We start from the raw sequence: 15,383 nt of genomic DNA on the forward strand, positions 1-15,383 counted from the left end.
CCGGAGGCGGCTCAGCCGGCCGACTGCTCGATCCGCACGAGGTTGCCCGCGGGATCGCGCAGCGCGATGTCGCGCACGCCCCAGAACTGCTCGGTCGGCTCCTGCACGATCTCGACGCCGTCGTGCGCGGCGGCCCGATCGAAGACGTCCTCGAGGTCGCTCGCCCGCAGGTTGACGCTGCCGAGCTCGCCCTTCGCGAGCAGCGCGGCGACCGCTTCGCCGTCCTGCTCCGAGCGGCCCGCGCGCGGATGGGAGAGGACGATCTGGATGTCAGGCTGCGACTCGGGCGAGAGGGTCACCCAGCGATAGCCCTCGTTCTCGACCTCGCTCGTGACGGTCATCCCGAGGACGTCGCGGGAGAACCCGACCGCCGCATCCGGGTCGTCGACGATCACGTGCACTGCGCTGATGGAGATGCTCATGCGCTCGAGGCTAGGGCCGGCATCGCGCGCCGCGCTTCTCGGAACCTGCTCGACGGGTCGCCCTTGCGCGGCCGCGTGAGCACCATCGCGAGGCAGCCCGGCATGCCGTCGAGCGCCTCGTGCTCGCGCGCGCGGTACGCGCTCGGCGTCTCGCCCATGAGCTTCGTGAAGCTCGCCGAGAACGAGCCGAGGCTCGAGCACCCGACCCGCATGCACGCATCCGTCACCGACACGTCGCCCGTGCGCAGGAGCGCCGCCGCCCGCTCGATGCGGCGCGTCATGAGGTAGGCGCAGGGCGCCTCGCCATAAGCCTCGCGGCAGCGGCGGCTGAAGTGCGCTTGCGCCATGAGCGCCGTGGGCGCGATCACGGCGAGGTCGAGCGGCCGCGCGAGCTCGCGGTCCATGCGGTCGCGCGCGCGACGCAGGCGCCGCAGCTCGTCGAGGTCGGCCATGCGCTCGCTCACGCCGGGAGCGCGGCGAGGAACTCGGCCACTCGCCGCCGCACGCGGTCGCGGATGCGTCGCACCGCGTCGGTGCCGAGGCCCGCGGGGTCGTCGAAGTCCCACGCCTCGATGCGCTGGCCGTCGCGGAGGTCGAAGGGGTGCTCGATGAGCATCGTGATGATGACGTCGGCAGCGCGGGCGATGTCGTCGGTGACGGGCTTCGGGTAGCTCGCGGCGACCGGGACGCCGTCCTCCTCCATCACGTCGACGACCGTGCGGAGCACCTGGTCGGCGGGATTGATCGCCGCCGAGAGCGCCTCGACCCGGCCGTCGCCGAGCGCGTTGAGGAACGCGGCCGCCATCTGCGAGATGCCGTCGTTGCGGATCGACTCGACGAGCACGCGCACGGGCCTGCCCTCCCTCGGGCCGCCCTCCCCCGCGGCGTCGGCGACCTCGAGCGCCCGCAGCCGATCGGCGGCGAACTTGAGCGCGAGCGCCGGGAGGTGCGTGCGGATGCGCGCCCCGCGCGCGAGCGTCGCGTGCGACTCGAAGACGATGCGCTCGATGAGGCGCGCGTCGAGCCGGGGATGCGAGTCGGCGAGATGCCGAGCGCCGCGGCGCAGGGTCTCGTCGGGCGAGTCGAGCCCGCCGGGTCGCTCGGTCATGTCGGCTCCTTCGGTCGACGTGGCGACTTCAGGCTAGGCGTCGCGGTCGACGCGGCTCAAGGGCCCGCTGCCGGTCTGCACCGGGCTCAGATGACGGGCGCGTGCCGCTCGAGGAACTCGTAGAGCTCGGCGTCGTCGACGCCCGGGTAGGTGCCCGACGGCAGCGGCGCGAGCGTGTGCTGGTGCATGCGCGCCGACGCCCAGGAGCGGTGGCGCCACCGCTCCTGCAGGCCGTCGGTCGGGCGGATGCAGCAGCGCTCGTCGGGGCACGTCGACACCTCGCGGAACGCGGTCTGCGCGCCGCGGAAGAACTTCGCGTCGTCGAAGCGCACCCCGAAGGAGATCGAGAACTCGCCGTCGGTGCCGGAGCCCGTCTGCGTCGAGCACCAGAAGGTGCCGTTCGGCGTGTCGGTGTACTGGTAGAACTCCGTCGTCCGGCTCGTGCGCTCGAACGCCGTGCGGGCGGCGAACCTGCGGCAGACGAGCTGCCCCTCGGCGTGGCCGGATGCGTCGACGGGCACGGGCAGGCCATCGTTCTCGTAGACGCGCGAGAGCGCGCCGTCCTCCTGCACGCGCAAGAAGTGCACGCGCATGTCGAGGTCGGTCGTCGCGAGGTTCGTGAAGCGCATCGCCGCGGTCTCGTGCGTGACGCCGAACGCGTCGCGGAAGTCCTCGACGGCGAGGTTCCGCTCCTTCTTCGCCTTCCGGAGGTAGTCGACGGCGCGCGAGCGCGGCATGAGCGTCGCGGCGGCGAAGTAGTTGATCTCGAGCCGCTGCTGCAGGAACTGCTGGTAGTCCCGCGGCTCGTGGTGGCCGAGCAGCCGGTGCGCGAGCGCCTGCAGCGCCATCGAGCGCAGGCCGTGGCCGCCGGGGATCGACGCGGGCGGCAGGTAGATGCGGCCGTTCTCGAGATCGGTGACCGAGCGCGTCGAGTGCGGCAGGTCGGTGACGTAGACGAGCTCGAAGCCGAGCCGCGCGGCGATCTCGCTCACGGTGCGGTGCGTGAGGCTGCCGCCCTCGTAGCCGACGGCGCGCAGCTGCTCCTCCGCGAGCTCCTCGATCTCCGGCAGCGAGTTGTTGCGCTCGCGCATCGTGTGGCGCAGCGCCGTCGCGTCGCGGCGGGCCTGCTCGGGCGTCGCGATCGCCTCGCGCGCGCGGCGGTCGAGCTCGCGGTGCAGGCCCACGAGCGCGCCGAGCACGTCGTCGCCCATCGAGCGCGTCGGCCGCACGAGCGGCAGCCCGAGCCGCTTGTAGCTCGCGCCCTCCTGCAGCCGCTGCAGGTCGAGCTCCATGCGGCTGCGCTCGCTCGGCGGCTCGGGGTCGAGCAGCTGGCCGGTCGAGACGCCGAGCGTCTCGGCGATCGCCTGCAGGTGGCTGAGCTTGGGCTCGCGGTGGCCGTTCTCGATGAGCGAGAGCTGGCTGCCGGCGAGCCCGATGCGCTCGCCGAGCGCGTCGAGCGTGAGCCCCGTCGCGGTGCGGAAGTGACGGATGCGGTGCCCCAGGACTGCTGCGTCGACCATGCACCCAGCATACGAAAGAAACGACGATCCTTGCACTACGCCCGCCGAGGCGCGTCCGACCGAGCGTTCCCAACGCATCCGACGCCTCGTGCGGCGTGCGCGCGCATCGTGATCGGGCGCCGGAGCTGCGATCTGGCGGCCGTGAGCGCGCACGGTCCCCTCGGACGCTTGCTGATCGCGAAGGAATCGCAGAACCTTTGCGGCCGAGCGTGTGCGCCGTGGGGCGCGACGGAGTTGACTCGAAGCATGACGATCCTCCCTCCCGCGCCGTCCCGCTCCACCTTCAAGACCGTGAAGCCCGCATCGGTGAGCGCGCCCGCCGGCGCCGACCCGGGCGTCGTCTCGTGGGTCGCGTCGATCGCCGAGCTGCTCGAGCCGAAGGACGTCGTCTGGGCGGACGGCTCGCAGGAGGAGCTGCAGCGCCTCATCGGCACGATGCTCGACGCCGGCACGATCGTGCCCGTGCCCGCACGGCCGGGCAGCTACCTCGCGCGCTCGAACCCCGATGACGTCGCCCGCATGGAGGACCGCACCTTCATCTGCTCCGAGGACCGCGAGGACGCTGGCCCCACGAACAACTGGCGCGACCCCGAGTCGATGCGCCAGGTGCTCGGCGGCCTGTTCGACGGCGCGATGCGCGGTCGCACGATGTACGTCATCCCCTTCTCGATGGGCCCCGTCGGCGGCCCGATCTCCAAGCTCGGCATCGAGATCACCGACTCCCCGTACGTCGTCGCATCCATGCACTACATGACGCGCGTCGGCACCGAGGCGCTGCAGGCGATGCACGGCACCGACGACTGGGTGCCCGCCGTGCACTCGGTCGGCGCGCCGCTCGACCCCGGCCAGCAGGACGTGCCGTGGCCGTGCAACCCGACCCGCTACATCTCGCACTTCCCCGAGACGCGCGAGATCTGGTCGTTCGGCTCGGCGTACGGCGGCAACGCGCTGCTCGCCAAGAAGTGCTTCGCGCTGCGCATCGCCTCGGTGCAGGCGCGCGACGAGGGCTGGCTCGCCGAGCACATGCTGCTGCTGCGCATGACGCACGACGACGGCCGCCGCGTGCACATCGCCGGCGCCTTCCCGTCGGCGTGCGGCAAGACGAACCTCGCGATGCTGCGGCCCACCATCCCCGGCTGGAAGGTCGAGACGCTCGGCGACGACATCGTCTGGATGCGCCCCGGCAAGGACGGCCGCCTCTGGGCGATCAACCCCGAGAACGGCTTCTTCGGCGTCGCCCCCGGCACGAGCGAGGCGACGAACGCCACCGCGATGGCGATGCTCGAGCACGACACGATCTTCACCAACGTCGCGCTCACCGCCGACGGCGACGTGTGGTGGGAGGGCATGACCAAGGAGGCCCCCGAGGGCCTCACCGACTGGCTCGGCAACCCCTACGACCCGGCCAACGGCCCCGCCGCGCACCCGAACGCGCGCTTCACGGTGCGCGCCGAGCAGGCGCCGTCGATCGCCCCCGACTGGGAGGCGCCCGAGGGCGTGCCCGTCGACGCGATCATCTTCGGCGGCCGCCGCCCCACGCAGGTGCCGCTCGTGCTGCAGGCGCGCGACTGGGAGCACGGCGTCTACGTCGGCGCGACCGTCTCGAGCCAGCAGACGGCGGCGGCCGAGGGTCCGGTCGGGGAGATCCGCCGCGACCCGTTCGCGATGCTGCCCTTCTGCGGCTACAACATGGGCGACTACTTCACCCACTGGATCGACATGGGTCACCGCCTCGGCCGCCACGCGCCGAAGATCTTCTCGGTCAACTGGTTCCGTCGCGACGACGAGGGCGGCTTCCTGTGGCCGGGATTCGGCGAGAACGCGCGCGTGCTCGAGTGGATCGCGGGCCGCGTCGCCGGCACCGCCGCGGGCGTCGACACCGCGATCGGCGTGCTGCCCGCGGAGGGCGCGCTCAACCTCGAGGGGCTCGACATCGACGACGCGGTCGTCGAGGAGCTGTTCGAGATCGACGCGAAGGCGTGGCTGAACGAGCTCGTCGACGTCGAGGCGTTCTTCGGCCAGTTCGGCCGCGCGCTGCCGACCGGCCTCGTGCGCCAGCTGAACCACGTGCGGTGGCGCCTCGAGCACGTGCAGCAGGCGCAGCCCGTCGGCGTCTGACGGCTCCTCGCTCGTTCGCGCAGCGGCGCGGCCCCTCGGGGTCGCGCCGCTGGCGTCTCCGCAGGCATGCGCCGGCCGCCTCTGCAGCATGGATGTGTGGCGATCTGCTCCAATGTCGCGCGCGACAGCGCACATCGCCACACTTCTCCCAGCGAAGCCGTGGATGCGTCAAGTGCGTCGAGCGCGCGCGGCTCGCACGCGATCCACGAAGTGGGCGCCGCGGCGAGCCATGTGGTCGCGCGTCACCCGCACGTTGATCCAGCCCGCGGCCTCGAAGCGCGCGTAGCGGTCGATGTCGACGTGCCACTGCCGCTCGCCGCGGTGGCCGTCCCCCTCGTACTCGATCGCGATCTTCAGCTCTGGGTACGCGAGGTCGGGATGCCACTCGATGCCGTCGATGACGACGAGCGGATGCACAAGCGGCTCGGGCAGCCCCGCCTCGACGATCAGCAGCCGTGTGATGGTCTCGAAGCGCGAGTCGACCCCGACGCGCGCGTCGAGAGCCGCGGCGCGGAGGGCCGTGATTCCCGCGAGTCCTGCGCAGCGCTCGATGAACGCGGTCAGCTGCTCCGGCGTGGCGTACGGCTGCTCCGGCTTGCGCGGCAGCCGCAGACCGGGGTACCAGCGCGACGGCGTGAGCAGCGCGTCGAGCACCTGCACGAGCGCTTCGTGGTCGAGCTCGCGCGCTAGCGAGAGCGCGGTCGCGAGCGGCTCCAGCAGGACGAGCCCCTCCGAGCGCATCTTGAAGAGGCGGGTGCCGTGGACCGCGATGTGCCTCGTGCCCTTCGCGTAGCCTCGATTGCTGCCGTGCGCCCGCGCGATCACGAGCTCCTCATCGCGGTGCCAGTCCTTCGCGAGCGGCAAGCCCCAGAGCCGCGCGGCGGTGATCCCGCCGTACATCTGATGCGGCGCCATCACCGTCGCGTAAGCGAGGGCAAGGCTGCGCACATCGGTGATCGCCGCGGTGCGCACGCGCTTGAACGGCACGATCAGATCACTCCCGCGCAGCCTGCCGCGGCCTACGCCCGCCTTCAACGCCTCGGCGACGCGGAAGGGCTCCGTCGCGAACGGGTCTGGCAGCCGAGTCGGTTGACGCATCCGCGGAGCATGCTGCATCCCCGCGGCACCGCGAGCGCCGCCGGACACCTCGTGTGGATGGGGACGTCCGCCACCACGAGCGCCGTCGAGAGATGTGTGAGGATCGGCTGGCAAGGCTGCGCGATAGAAGCCGATCGCCACACATCTGCGAAGAGAGTGGGGAGCAGCGACGGGCGGGGCGGGCGCGGGAAGCGCGCTCCATGCGCCACCATGGGGGCGTGCAGCCCAATCCGCTCTACCGCACCGGCGAGACCGAGGTGCGCGACCTCATCCGCCGCGCGCCGTGGATGCTGCTCGTGTCGCATCCCGCGAACGGGCCCGTCGCATCCCCCTCCCCCGTGCTGCTCGACGAGGCCGCGCCCGAGGGCGAGCTCGCGCTGCTCACCCACCTCGGCCGTGCCGACGCGCGGCTGCACGGGCTGCTCGCGCCCGGCCCGCACGAGATGCTCGTCGTCGCGCAAGGCGCGCACGGCTACGTGTCGCCCAGCTGGTACGTCGGCGACGACGTCGGCCAGGTGCCGACGTGGAACTTCGAGATGGCGACGATGCGCTGCGACGTCGAGGTGCTCGACGCCGACGCGAACATGCGCACGCTTCAGCAGCTCGTCGCGCACTTCGAGCAGGCCTACGCGCCCGATGGCGGCGTGCGGCTCGACATCGACGACGAGGGCAACCGCGGCATGGCGATGGGCACGATCGGGCTGCGGCTGACCGTCCGCGAGTTCGACGCGAAGTCGAAGATGAGCCAGAACAAGAGCCCCGAGACGCGAGCGAGCGTGCTCGAGCACCTCGACGCATCCAACCCCCCTCTCGCCGCGCGCATGCGCGCCGCCGGAGCCTGACCCCAACGTTCGACTGCGCTCGTTCGTCGACAGGGGTAGAGGGAGGATCGCGTGGCAGCCAGGTGGGAGCTGGTGGTGGCCGAGCTGGTCGCCGAGCGCGGCGGTGCGCTCGTGCGGTACGCGATGCTCCTCAGCGGCGATGAGGAGGAGGCGCGCGACATGGTGCAGGACGCGCTCGCGGCGACGTTCGGTCGGCTGCGCAACGGCTTCGAGGTCGAGCAGGCCGAGGCCTACGTGCGGCGCGCGATCGCCAACCGCTTCCTCGACCGCGCGCGCCGCGGGCAGCGGTGGCGCCGCATCGCGCCGCTCGTCGGCGAGCGCGAGCGGCTCGACTCGGGCTCGACGCTCACGGGCGAGCGGCTCGACATGGCCGCACGGCTGCAGCGCCTCACGCCGCGCGAGCGCGCGTGCATCGTGCTGCGCTTCGACGAGGACCGCACCGTCGAGCAGATCGCGACCGAGCTCGGCATCTCGGCGGGCGCGGTGAAGCGGTACCTGTCGGATGCGCTGGGCAAGCTGCGCGGGATCCTCGAGCGCGAGCAGGGTCGCTTGCAGCGCGAGGAGCGGGCGCCGGGAGGGACGGCATGAGCGGCGAGGAGGAGCTGCGTCGTCGGCTGCGAGAGCTGCCCGGCCCTGCGGGCAGGCTCGACGTGGATGCGGTGGTCGAGCGGGCGCGGAAGCGCCGGCGTCCGAAGGTCGCGGCCGTCACCGCGGCGGTGACGGGCGCCGGGGTGCTCATCGTCGCGCCGTTCGTCGTGCCGGGGCTCTCGCCGATGTCGCCGTCGAGCACGGTCATGTCGGATCACGGCGCCGCGCAGGAGGCGGCGCCCGAGCAGGCGCCGGCCGAGCAGCACGCTGGCGGCGACTCGGGCGCGGCCGGCGCGGCGCAGGCCGCCGACGCGTGCGCGATCGAGGATGCAGAGGCGGCGCTCGGCGTCGACGTCGCGTTCGAGGACGACCCGGACGACGGCGTCGCGGATGTCTCCTTCACCTTCCTCGAGGACGCCACCTTCCAGGTCGACGGCATCGGCGTCGCGCTCGTCGAGCGCGGCACGGGCAGGATCGTCGAGGTACCCGACCCCGGCGACCCCGCCGTCGAGCGCCTGCGGGGCTCCGCTCGCCACGGCTCGATCGAAGGCGCGGGCGGCGGCACGGACGGCACCGTCATGCTCGGCGTGCCCCTCGTGCTCGCCGCGCCGGTCGCGTGCGGCGGCGGCGACCCCGCCGGACCGGCCCCGGTCGTCTGGCTCACCGATGCGAGCGGCGCGCAGCGCGTCGTCGTCGGCGATCCGTACCGGACCGGCTGACGGCCGCGTTCGCTGAGAGCGGGCGCGACTGGGGGCCATCCCCCGGGCTCGCCGACACCTGCGCTGGTTAGACTCCGGAAACGTCGGCATCGCAGGAGTGCCGTCAGAGGGAGCGCAGATGCAGGTCCGGTTCGTTCGCCCGTTCGCCGTGGTCGCCCTCGGGGCGGCGACGTCGCTGGGGCTCTCCGCCGGCGCGCTCCTCACCGAGGACCCCGTCGACGTCGGCGGCGATCCCTTCGTCGACACGACCGGCGACTACGCGGGCGACGACGCGGAGGTGACGGCGCACCTCGAGGAGGAGAACGCATCCTCCACCGCCGACGTCTACGTCGTGGTCGTCGACTCCTTCGACGGCATCGAGCGCGGCGACTGGTCGGTGCAGGCGGCGGAGGCCTCGAGCCTCGGCCAGGACGACCTGCTCATCGCCATCGCGATGGACGACCAGCAGTGGGGCTACGCCTACCCTGACGGCTACCCGCTCTCGGAGGCCGAGGTGAACCAGCTGGCGCAGTCGAACCTGCTGCCCGCACTCGACAACGGCGACGTCGCCGGCGCCGCGATGGGCTTCGGCACCGCGGTCGCGCAGTACGACCCCTCCTCCGGCGACGGCGGCGGCACGCAGGTCAACGTCGACGGCTCGGCCGTGCTGCCCGTCGTCGCGCTCGTCGGCGGTGCCGCGGTCATCGGCGGCGGCGCGTGGCTCGTCTCGCGCGGCATGCGCTCGCGCCGCAAGAAGCAGGGCGAGATCGCCGCGAAGCAGCAGCAGCAGCTGAGCCTCGACGAGCTCAAGCAGCGCGCCGACATCGCGCTCGTGCAGCTCGACGACACCGTGCAGCAGAGCGAGCAGGAGCTCGCCTTCGCGGGCGCGCAGTTCGGCGAGGATGCGGTGCGGCCGTACCGCGAGGCGCTCGAGAAGGCGAAGGGCGGGCTGCAGGAGGCATTCGCGCTGCAGCAGCAGCTCGACGACGCCTTCCCCGACACCGATCAGGAGCGGCACGACTGGTCGAGCCGCATCCTGCAGATCGCCGAGGGCGCGGGCACGGAGCTCGCGAGCCACGCCGGCTCGTTCGAGCAGCTGCGCGACCTCGAGCGCAACGCCCCGCAGGTGCTCGAGGCGGTCGCGCAGTCGCGGCAGTCGCTCGACGGCCGCATCGCGAACGCGCGCGCGATCCTCGACCGGCTCGACGATGTGCATTCCGGCTCGTCGATCGATCCCGTGCGCGAGAACATCGCGGGCGCCGAGCGGCAGCTGCCGAACATCGACCAGTCGATCGCGGCGGGCCGCGAGGCGGTCGCCCGCGGCGACGGCGCAGCCGCTGCGCTCGCGGTGCACGCGGCCGAGGCCGCCCTCGCGCAGTCCTCGGGGCTGCTGGCGGCCGTCGAGCGCGCCGAGCAGGATCTCGGCAATTCGGCACAGCAGCTGCGCGGCCTCGTCGAGGACTCGATCGGCGACATCGCCGCCGCGAAGACGCTCCGCAGCACCGATCGTGTCGACCTCCGCCCGCTCATCCAGCACGTCGAGCAGCAGGTGGAGCTCGCGCAGCGCCGCCCGACCGACACCCTCGCGGTGCTCGCGAACCTGCAGCGCGCGAACCAGCGCCTCGACGAGGCGACCGCGCAGCTGCGCGAGGGCGGCGTGCAGCTCGAGCGCCAGCGCGCGAGCCTCGACCGCTGGATCGGCTCTGCCCGCGCGAACATCGACCGTGCCGAGGACTACATCCGCACGCGCCGCCTCGGCGTCGGCATGCACGCCCGCCAGCTGCTCGCGACCGCCCAGCAGGAGCTCGCGCAAGCGCTGCGGCTCGCCCAGCAGGACCCGGCGACGGCGATGCAGTACGCGCAGGCAGCGTCGCAGCACGCCGAGCAGGCGATGCAGGATGCGTCGGGCGACGTCGGCGGGTGGGGCGGCATGGCGCAGAACCCCTACTACCGCGGCGGCGGCGGTCGCGGGCAGGACATGCTCACGGGCGGCCTGCTCGGCTACATCCTCGGCGACATGCTGAACGGCTCGAACCACCACGGCGGCGGCTGGGGCGGCGGCGACGGCGGCGGGGGCGGCGGCCTCGGCGACCTCTTCTCCGGCGGGGCGGCGGCTTCGGCGGTGGCGGCGGGGCCTTCTGGCGGCGGCTTCGGCGGCTTTCGGGCGGAGGCGGCGGCTTCGGCGGCGGCGGAGGCGGCTTCGGGGACTGAGCCGGCACCCGCGCGGGCTCCCCGCGCTCGCGAGCCGACGCATCCACTCATCACTTGCAGAGCATGACCAGACGACAATCGATCAGAGGCCGCCTCGGCGGCAGTGCAGGAAGGAACCCCATGTCCAAGCAGTCCATCCTCGGCCGCATCGCGCAGCTCGCGAAGGCCAACATCAACGCGATCCTCGACCAGGCCGAGGACCCGCAGAAGATGCTCGACCAGATGGTGCGCGACTACACCAACTCGATCGCCGAGGCGGAGGCCGCCATCGCGCAGACGATCGGCAACCTGCGCCTGCAGGAGCAGGACTACCAGGAGGACGTGCGCGCCGCCGAGGACTGGGGCCGCAAGGCGCTCGCCGCCTCGCAGCGCGCCGACCAGCTGCGCGCCGAGGGCAAGCCCGACGCCGAGAAGTTCGACAACCTCGCGAAGGTCGCGCTCGGCAAGCAGATGCAGTCGGAGCAGGAGGCGCGCGCCGCCGAGCCGTCGATCCAGTCGCAGAACCAGGTCGTCGACAAGCTCAAGACCGGCCTCGACACGATGAAGCAGAAGCTCGACCAGCTGAAGTCGAAGCGCTCCGAGCTCATCGCGCGCGCGAAGGTCGCCGAGGCGCAGTCGCAGGTGCACGACGCCGTCAAGTCGATCGACATCCTCGACCCCACGAGCGAGATCGGCCGCTTCGAGGAGAAGATCCGCCGCGAGGAGGCGAAGGTGATGGGCCAGCAGGAGCTCGCCGCCTCGACGCTCGACGCGCAGTTCGAGGCGCTCGAGGACGTCGGCCGCCAGACCGAGATCGAGGCGCGCCTCGCCGCGCTCAAGCACGGCGGCTCGGCGAACCAGGGCCAGCTCGGCGCCGGTGCCGGCTCGACGCAGAGCGAGGGCGACCACGTCGAGGCCGAGGTCGTCGACCGCTGAGTCGCGACCTTCGGGCGTGAGAGGGGTGGGCTGCGGCCCGCCCCTCTTCTTCGTCTGCAGGCGGGCGAGCGGATGCGTCGGGTCGCGTCAGGCGCGCGCGCGGACGGCTGCGCGGTAGACCGTCTCGAGCTCGAGCGCGACGTCCTCCCAGTCGCGGCGGGTCGCGGCCCGGCGACCGGCGAGGCCGAGCTCGAGCGCGAGCTCGGTGTCGCCCAGGATCGCGTCGACCGCATCCGCCCACTCCTCGGGGTCGCGGCTGTCGATCAGCACGCCGGTCTCGCCGTCGATGACCGACTCGCACAGCCCGCCGACGCGCGCGGCGACGACCGGCGTGCCGCACGCGGCCGCCTCGAGCGGCACGAGGCCGAACGACTCGGTGTGGCTCGGCACGACGACGACGTCGGCGGCGTCGAGCAGCTGCGCGAGCGCGTCGCGCTCGAGGCTGCCGATGTGGCGCACGCGGCCCTCGACCCCCGCCTCCCGCGCGATGTCGTGGAGCGATTCGAGGTAGCGCTCGTCGCCCGGCACCGCGTCGCCCGCGATGACGAGCACCGCGTCGGGCAGGTGCTCGAGCATGCGCACGGCGAGGTCCTGCCCCTTGAGCGGCTGCACGCGGCCGACGACCGCGATGAGCCCCTGCTCGGGCAGCACGCCGAGCCGCGCGCGCAGCTCGAGCCGCGCGGGGATCGGGCCGGGCTGGAACCGCTGCGCGTCGACCGCGGGCGGCACGAGCCACACCCGCTCGGCGCTCGCGCCGACCCCGTCGCACAGCACGTCGACCTCGGCGCGCGAGACGGCCGCGATCGCGTCGACCTGGCCGGCGAGGTAGCGCTCGGTGAGGAGCCGCCGCTCGGGCTCGGGCCGGTCGCCCTCGGCGACACGGCGGTTCTTCTCCGCCGCGAGCGTGTGGAAGGTCTGCACGATCGGCATGCCGAGCGAGAGCGAGACGGGCAGCGCCGCGAGGCCCGAGAGCCAGTAGTGCGCGTGGATGACGTCGTAGCGCACGCTTGCGGTGAGCGCCGCGCGCTCGAGCTGCTCGCCGAACGCATCCGCGAGGTTCGGCAGGTCGTGCTTGCGGACGATGCCGCCGCCGGTGTCGAGGGCGCGGAGCGTCACGCGCGGCGCGATCGTCTCGGCGTGCTCGGCGCCCGGGGAGCGCGTGAAGAGGTCGACGTCGTGGCCGTGCGCCGCGAGGGCGAGCGCGCTCTCGAGCACGACGACGTTCATGCCGCCCGCGTCGCCCTTGCCGGGGCGGTCGGCGGGCGACGTGTGCATCGACACCATCGCGATCCTCACGGCGTCGGCCTCGACGCGCCGCCCCGCCTGCCGCCGCGACGGCTCGGGGAGGCCGTGCTGGGCGAGACGCGGGTCATGGGCTCAGCGTATCGGCGCGCTATCGTCGGCCGCATGGCCGTCCATCGCTCCCCGCTCGCCGCGGCCGGCGCCCGCGTCGGCGCGCTCGGCCGCTCGCTCGCCGGTCCCGCCTTCCGCGCGGTCACCGCGAGGCCCGTCGCCGCGGCGGGCCACCGCCTCGCGACCGAGGCGGCGCGCCTCTGGGGGCGGATGCTCGGCGGCGAGGAGCGGCAGGTGGGCGAGCTCACCGTCATCTCGGGGCTGCCGCCCTGGGCGTTCGGCCGCGGCGGCACGACGGTGGGCGCGACGTTCCTCACGCGGAGCGCGACGAGCCCGGACATCCTCGCGCACGAGGACGTGCACCGCCGGCAGTGGGAGCGCTACGGGCTGTGGTTCATCCCGATGTACTTCGCCGCGGGCCTCGACGGGCTGACGAACAAGTGGGAGATCGAGGCTGGGCTCGAGCGGGGCGGGTATCTGCCGAAGCGGAGCGCGCGGCCTCGCCCGCTCGTCGAGTAGGCGCCGAAGGCGCCGTATCGAGACGATCTCGATACGCGCGCTGCGCGCGCTACTCGATCAACGGTGGGGGGCGCCTACTCGACGAACGGGGGCGGCGGGGTCAGGGGCGCATGCGGTCGACGACGCGCTGCTCCCACGGCACGCGGCGCTCGAGCTGGCGGCCGATCGCGAGGAGCGTCGCCTCCTCCCCCGGCCGGCCGATGAGCTGCACCCCCATGGGCAAGCCCTCGCCATCCTCAGACGGCGCCGTCCGGTGCACCGGCAGCGCGATCGCGGGCAGGCCGGTGAGGTTGACGAACGAGGTGTGCGGCGTGTGCAGCACCTGGTGGCGGAAGTCGGCCTCGCCGTCGTCGATCGGGTACCAGTCGAGCGGCCGGGGCGTGAGCGCCGTCACGGGCGTGAGCACCGCATCCCACGGCGCGAAGGCCGCGAGCACGCGCCGCTCGAAGTCCGTCGCCCACAGCTGCGCCCTCGCGAGCCCGCCCGCGGTGAGCGCGTCGCTCGACTCGATGATCCAGCGCGCGAGGGGCTCGAGCCGGTCGCGCTCCTCGACGGGGATGGGGATCGTCGCCGCACCGCCTCGCCACAGGTCGGTGAACGCCTCGGGGTAGCCCGACGCATCCGGCAGCGCCACCTCGCCGACCTCGTGCCCGAGCCGCTCGAGCAGCGCGACCGTCTCGTCGACCGCCGCGGTGGCCTCGGCGGCGATGCGGATGTCGTCGCTCGAGTCCCAGGGCGTGCCGCCCGTCATGACGGCGATGCGGTAGCGGCCCTCGCCGCGCATCGCCGCCGCGAGGAGCGAGCCGTCGTCGCGCTCGGGCGAGCGGAGCACGAGCTCGTGCGGCGCGACGCCGTTGACGCGGCCGATGAGCGCGTCGGTGAGGAGCGCGACGTCGATGACCGAGCGCGCGATCGCGCCGGCGGTCGCGAGCCCGCCGACCTGCCCGACGCCGCCCTGCGCGGGGATGCGGCCGCGCGTGGGCTTGAGCCCGACGAGCCCGCACGTCGCGGCGGGGATGCGGATCGAGCCGCCGCCGTCGGAGCCGGGCGCGAACGGCAGCAGGCCCTGCGCGACCGCAGCCGCGGCGCCGCCCGAGGAGCCGCCCGCGTGCAGGTCGGGTCGGCCGGGCAGCGTCGTGGATCCGTGCAGGGCGGAGCGGGTGTAGCCGGCGAAGCCGAACTCGGGTGACGCGGTGCGGCCGAGCACGACGCCGCCGCCCGCATCGAGCACCCGCGGCAGCGGGTCGGTCGCCTCGGCGACCGTGCCCTCGAGCCATCGGCTGCCCATGTCGGCGGGCTGTCCCTCGCGCAGCGAGAGCGCCTTGTCGGCGAACGGCAGGCCGTGGATGATCCCGGTGCGGTCGTCGGCGTCGTCGACCTCGCGCGCGCGGCGGAGGGCGAGCTCCGGGTCGACGTGCACGAACGCGTTCGCCTCGTCGAGCCGCTCGACGCGGTCGAGGAAGTGGCTCGCGACCTCGACGGCGCTCAGCTCGCGCGCGTGCAGCAGGCGCCAGAGCTCGAGCGCTCCGAGCTCGTGGATCGCGCTCACCCGAAGTACCGGTTCGCTCGTCGCTGGAGGCGCTTCCGCTCGGTGCGCTCGCGCATCTGGTCGCGGGTGGCGTAGTTCGTCAGCTCGCGGAAGGGATCGCGGCCGACGACGTGCGGCGGCTCCTCCAGGATCGCCGAGATCGCCCGCTCGAGCTCCCAGTACTCGCCGATGCGCGTGCCCTGGCCGGGGTTGATGTGCCGCAGCCGCGCCTCGAACCGCAGCTCGCGCTTCACCTCGATCTGGGTGATGAAGCCGCGCGTCGCGCCCGAGACCGTCACCATCCAGAAGCCGGGGCCGAGATCGGTCACCGTCGCGTGCGCGTCGCTCGCCGCTGCAGCCGCCGCCGCTGCCGCGTCGGCGCGCTGCCGGGCGTCGCGCCAGGCCTCGAAGTCGTTCACGGCTCCCATCGTGGCACCCGTCGCTGACACGGGCTCCGGCGCGC

The 15,383-nt window shown here is 73.4% G+C and carries 15 protein-coding genes; 7 read left to right on the forward strand and 8 right to left on the reverse strand.

The window, feature by feature from the left end:
• Nucleotides 1-11: 11 nt before the first annotated feature.
• The 4 genes from JSQ78_RS05110 to JSQ78_RS05125 all read right to left on the reverse strand — a co-directional run bounded on the left by JSQ78_RS05110 (nucleotide 12) and on the right by JSQ78_RS05125 (nucleotide 3,050).
• Nucleotides 12-422, reverse strand: a complete 411-nt coding sequence (locus JSQ78_RS05110) for a VOC family protein (protein ID WP_211449910.1) — start codon at nucleotides 420-422, stop codon at nucleotides 12-14.
• Complete coding sequence (locus JSQ78_RS05115) at nucleotides 419-874, reverse strand: helix-turn-helix transcriptional regulator (RefSeq protein WP_211450523.1); 456 nt, start codon at nucleotides 872-874, stop codon at nucleotides 419-421. The genes JSQ78_RS05110 and JSQ78_RS05115 overlap by 4 nt, the downstream gene beginning before the upstream one ends.
• 8 nt (nucleotides 875-882) lie before the next feature.
• Nucleotides 883-1,530, reverse strand: coding sequence for an arsenate reductase/protein-tyrosine-phosphatase family protein (locus JSQ78_RS05120; protein WP_211449912.1), 648 nt, complete (start codon nucleotides 1,528-1,530; stop codon nucleotides 883-885).
• Between the two features lie 86 nt (nucleotides 1,531-1,616).
• On the reverse strand, nucleotides 1,617-3,050 hold the full coding sequence (locus JSQ78_RS05125; RefSeq protein WP_211449914.1) for a helix-turn-helix domain-containing protein: 1,434 nt from the start codon (nucleotides 3,048-3,050) through the stop codon (nucleotides 1,617-1,619).
• 246 nt (nucleotides 3,051-3,296) lie between these two features.
• Between JSQ78_RS05125 and JSQ78_RS05130 the strand changes: the two genes are divergently transcribed.
• Complete coding sequence (locus JSQ78_RS05130) at nucleotides 3,297-5,168, forward strand: phosphoenolpyruvate carboxykinase (GTP) (protein WP_211449916.1); 1,872 nt, start codon at nucleotides 3,297-3,299, stop codon at nucleotides 5,166-5,168.
• 168 nt (nucleotides 5,169-5,336) lie between these two features.
• On the opposite strand, the gene JSQ78_RS05135 is transcribed toward JSQ78_RS05130, so the two are convergent.
• Nucleotides 5,337-6,266, reverse strand: a complete 930-nt coding sequence (locus JSQ78_RS05135) for a putative endonuclease domain-containing protein (protein ID WP_211449917.1) — start codon at nucleotides 6,264-6,266, stop codon at nucleotides 5,337-5,339.
• A 218-nt stretch (nucleotides 6,267-6,484) separates the two neighbouring features.
• Between JSQ78_RS05135 and JSQ78_RS05140 the strand changes: the two genes are divergently transcribed.
• The 5 genes from JSQ78_RS05140 (at nucleotide 6,485) to JSQ78_RS05160 (ending at nucleotide 11,520) form a co-directional block, all read left to right on the forward strand.
• A complete protein-coding gene (locus tag JSQ78_RS05140) occupies nucleotides 6,485-7,108 on the forward strand; it encodes an FMN-binding negative transcriptional regulator (RefSeq protein WP_211449919.1) in 624 nt (207 codons plus the stop codon).
• 51 nt (nucleotides 7,109-7,159) lie between these two features.
• Nucleotides 7,160-7,696, forward strand: a complete 537-nt coding sequence (locus JSQ78_RS05145; protein WP_249295933.1) for a sigma-70 family RNA polymerase sigma factor — start codon at nucleotides 7,160-7,162, stop codon at nucleotides 7,694-7,696.
• On the forward strand, nucleotides 7,693-8,415 hold the full coding sequence (locus JSQ78_RS05150) for a hypothetical protein (RefSeq protein WP_211449921.1): 723 nt from the start codon (nucleotides 7,693-7,695) through the stop codon (nucleotides 8,413-8,415). Before JSQ78_RS05145 ends, JSQ78_RS05150 begins: the two co-directional genes overlap by 4 nt.
• Before the next feature lie 118 nt (nucleotides 8,416-8,533).
• Nucleotides 8,534-10,672 carry a TPM domain-containing protein gene (locus JSQ78_RS05155; RefSeq protein ID WP_211449923.1) on the forward strand — a complete coding sequence of 713 codons (2,139 nt, stop codon included), beginning with the start codon at nucleotides 8,534-8,536 and terminating at the stop codon, nucleotides 10,670-10,672.
• A 53-nt stretch (nucleotides 10,673-10,725) separates the two neighbouring features.
• On the forward strand, nucleotides 10,726-11,520 hold the full coding sequence (locus tag JSQ78_RS05160) for a PspA/IM30 family protein (RefSeq protein WP_211449924.1): 795 nt from the start codon (nucleotides 10,726-10,728) through the stop codon (nucleotides 11,518-11,520).
• 87 nt (nucleotides 11,521-11,607) lie between these two features.
• Here JSQ78_RS05160 and JSQ78_RS05165 read toward each other — a convergent pair whose 3' ends face one another.
• Entirely contained in the window at nucleotides 11,608-12,804 is a 1,197-nt protein-coding gene (locus tag JSQ78_RS05165; RefSeq protein WP_211449926.1) for a glycosyltransferase, read from the reverse strand.
• Nucleotides 12,805-12,927: 123 nt separating this feature from the next.
• Between JSQ78_RS05165 and JSQ78_RS05170 the strand changes: the two genes are divergently transcribed.
• A complete protein-coding gene (locus tag JSQ78_RS05170; RefSeq protein WP_211449928.1) occupies nucleotides 12,928-13,392 on the forward strand; it encodes a hypothetical protein in 465 nt (154 codons plus the stop codon).
• Nucleotides 13,393-13,492: 100 nt separating this feature from the next.
• On the opposite strand, the gene JSQ78_RS05175 is transcribed toward JSQ78_RS05170, so the two are convergent.
• Together JSQ78_RS05175 and JSQ78_RS05180 are read right to left on the reverse strand one after the other, a co-directional pair.
• A complete protein-coding gene (locus JSQ78_RS05175) occupies nucleotides 13,493-14,941 on the reverse strand; it encodes an amidase (protein ID WP_211449930.1) in 1,449 nt (482 codons plus the stop codon).
• Nucleotides 14,938-15,339, reverse strand: coding sequence for a hypothetical protein (locus tag JSQ78_RS05180; RefSeq protein ID WP_211449931.1), 402 nt, complete (start codon nucleotides 15,337-15,339; stop codon nucleotides 14,938-14,940). Before JSQ78_RS05180 ends, JSQ78_RS05175 begins: the two co-directional genes overlap by 4 nt.
• Between the last annotated feature and the right edge of the window lie 44 nt (nucleotides 15,340-15,383).

Origin of the sequence: Agrococcus sp. Marseille-Q4369 (assembly GCF_018308945.1) — a bacterium.
Lineage (GTDB): Bacteria > Actinomycetota > Actinomycetes > Actinomycetales > Microbacteriaceae > Agrococcus.

Coding starts and splice junctions, on each gene's coding strand:
- JSQ78_RS05110 (WP_211449910.1), bottom strand. CDS start 422: ATGAGCATCTCCATCAGCGCAGTGCACGTGATCGTCGACGACCCGGAT.
- JSQ78_RS05115 (WP_211450523.1), bottom strand. CDS start 874: ATGGCCGACCTCGACGAGCTGCGGCGCCTGCGTCGCGCGCGCGACCGC.
- JSQ78_RS05120 (WP_211449912.1), bottom strand. CDS start 1,530: ATGACCGAGCGACCCGGCGGGCTCGACTCGCCCGACGAGACCCTGCGC.
- JSQ78_RS05125 (WP_211449914.1), bottom strand. CDS start 3,050: ATGGTCGACGCAGCAGTCCTGGGGCACCGCATCCGTCACTTCCGCACC.
- JSQ78_RS05130 (WP_211449916.1), top strand. CDS start 3,297: ATGACGATCCTCCCTCCCGCGCCGTCCCGCTCCACCTTCAAGACCGTG.
- JSQ78_RS05135 (WP_211449917.1), bottom strand. CDS start 6,266: ATGCGTCAACCGACTCGGCTGCCAGACCCGTTCGCGACGGAGCCCTTC.
- JSQ78_RS05150 (WP_211449921.1), top strand. CDS start 7,693: ATGAGCGGCGAGGAGGAGCTGCGTCGTCGGCTGCGAGAGCTGCCCGGC.
- JSQ78_RS05155 (WP_211449923.1), top strand. CDS start 8,534: ATGCAGGTCCGGTTCGTTCGCCCGTTCGCCGTGGTCGCCCTCGGGGCG.
- JSQ78_RS05160 (WP_211449924.1), top strand. CDS start 10,726: ATGTCCAAGCAGTCCATCCTCGGCCGCATCGCGCAGCTCGCGAAGGCC.
- JSQ78_RS05165 (WP_211449926.1), bottom strand. CDS start 12,804: ATGGTGTCGATGCACACGTCGCCCGCCGACCGCCCCGGCAAGGGCGAC.
- JSQ78_RS05170 (WP_211449928.1), top strand. CDS start 12,928: ATGGCCGTCCATCGCTCCCCGCTCGCCGCGGCCGGCGCCCGCGTCGGC.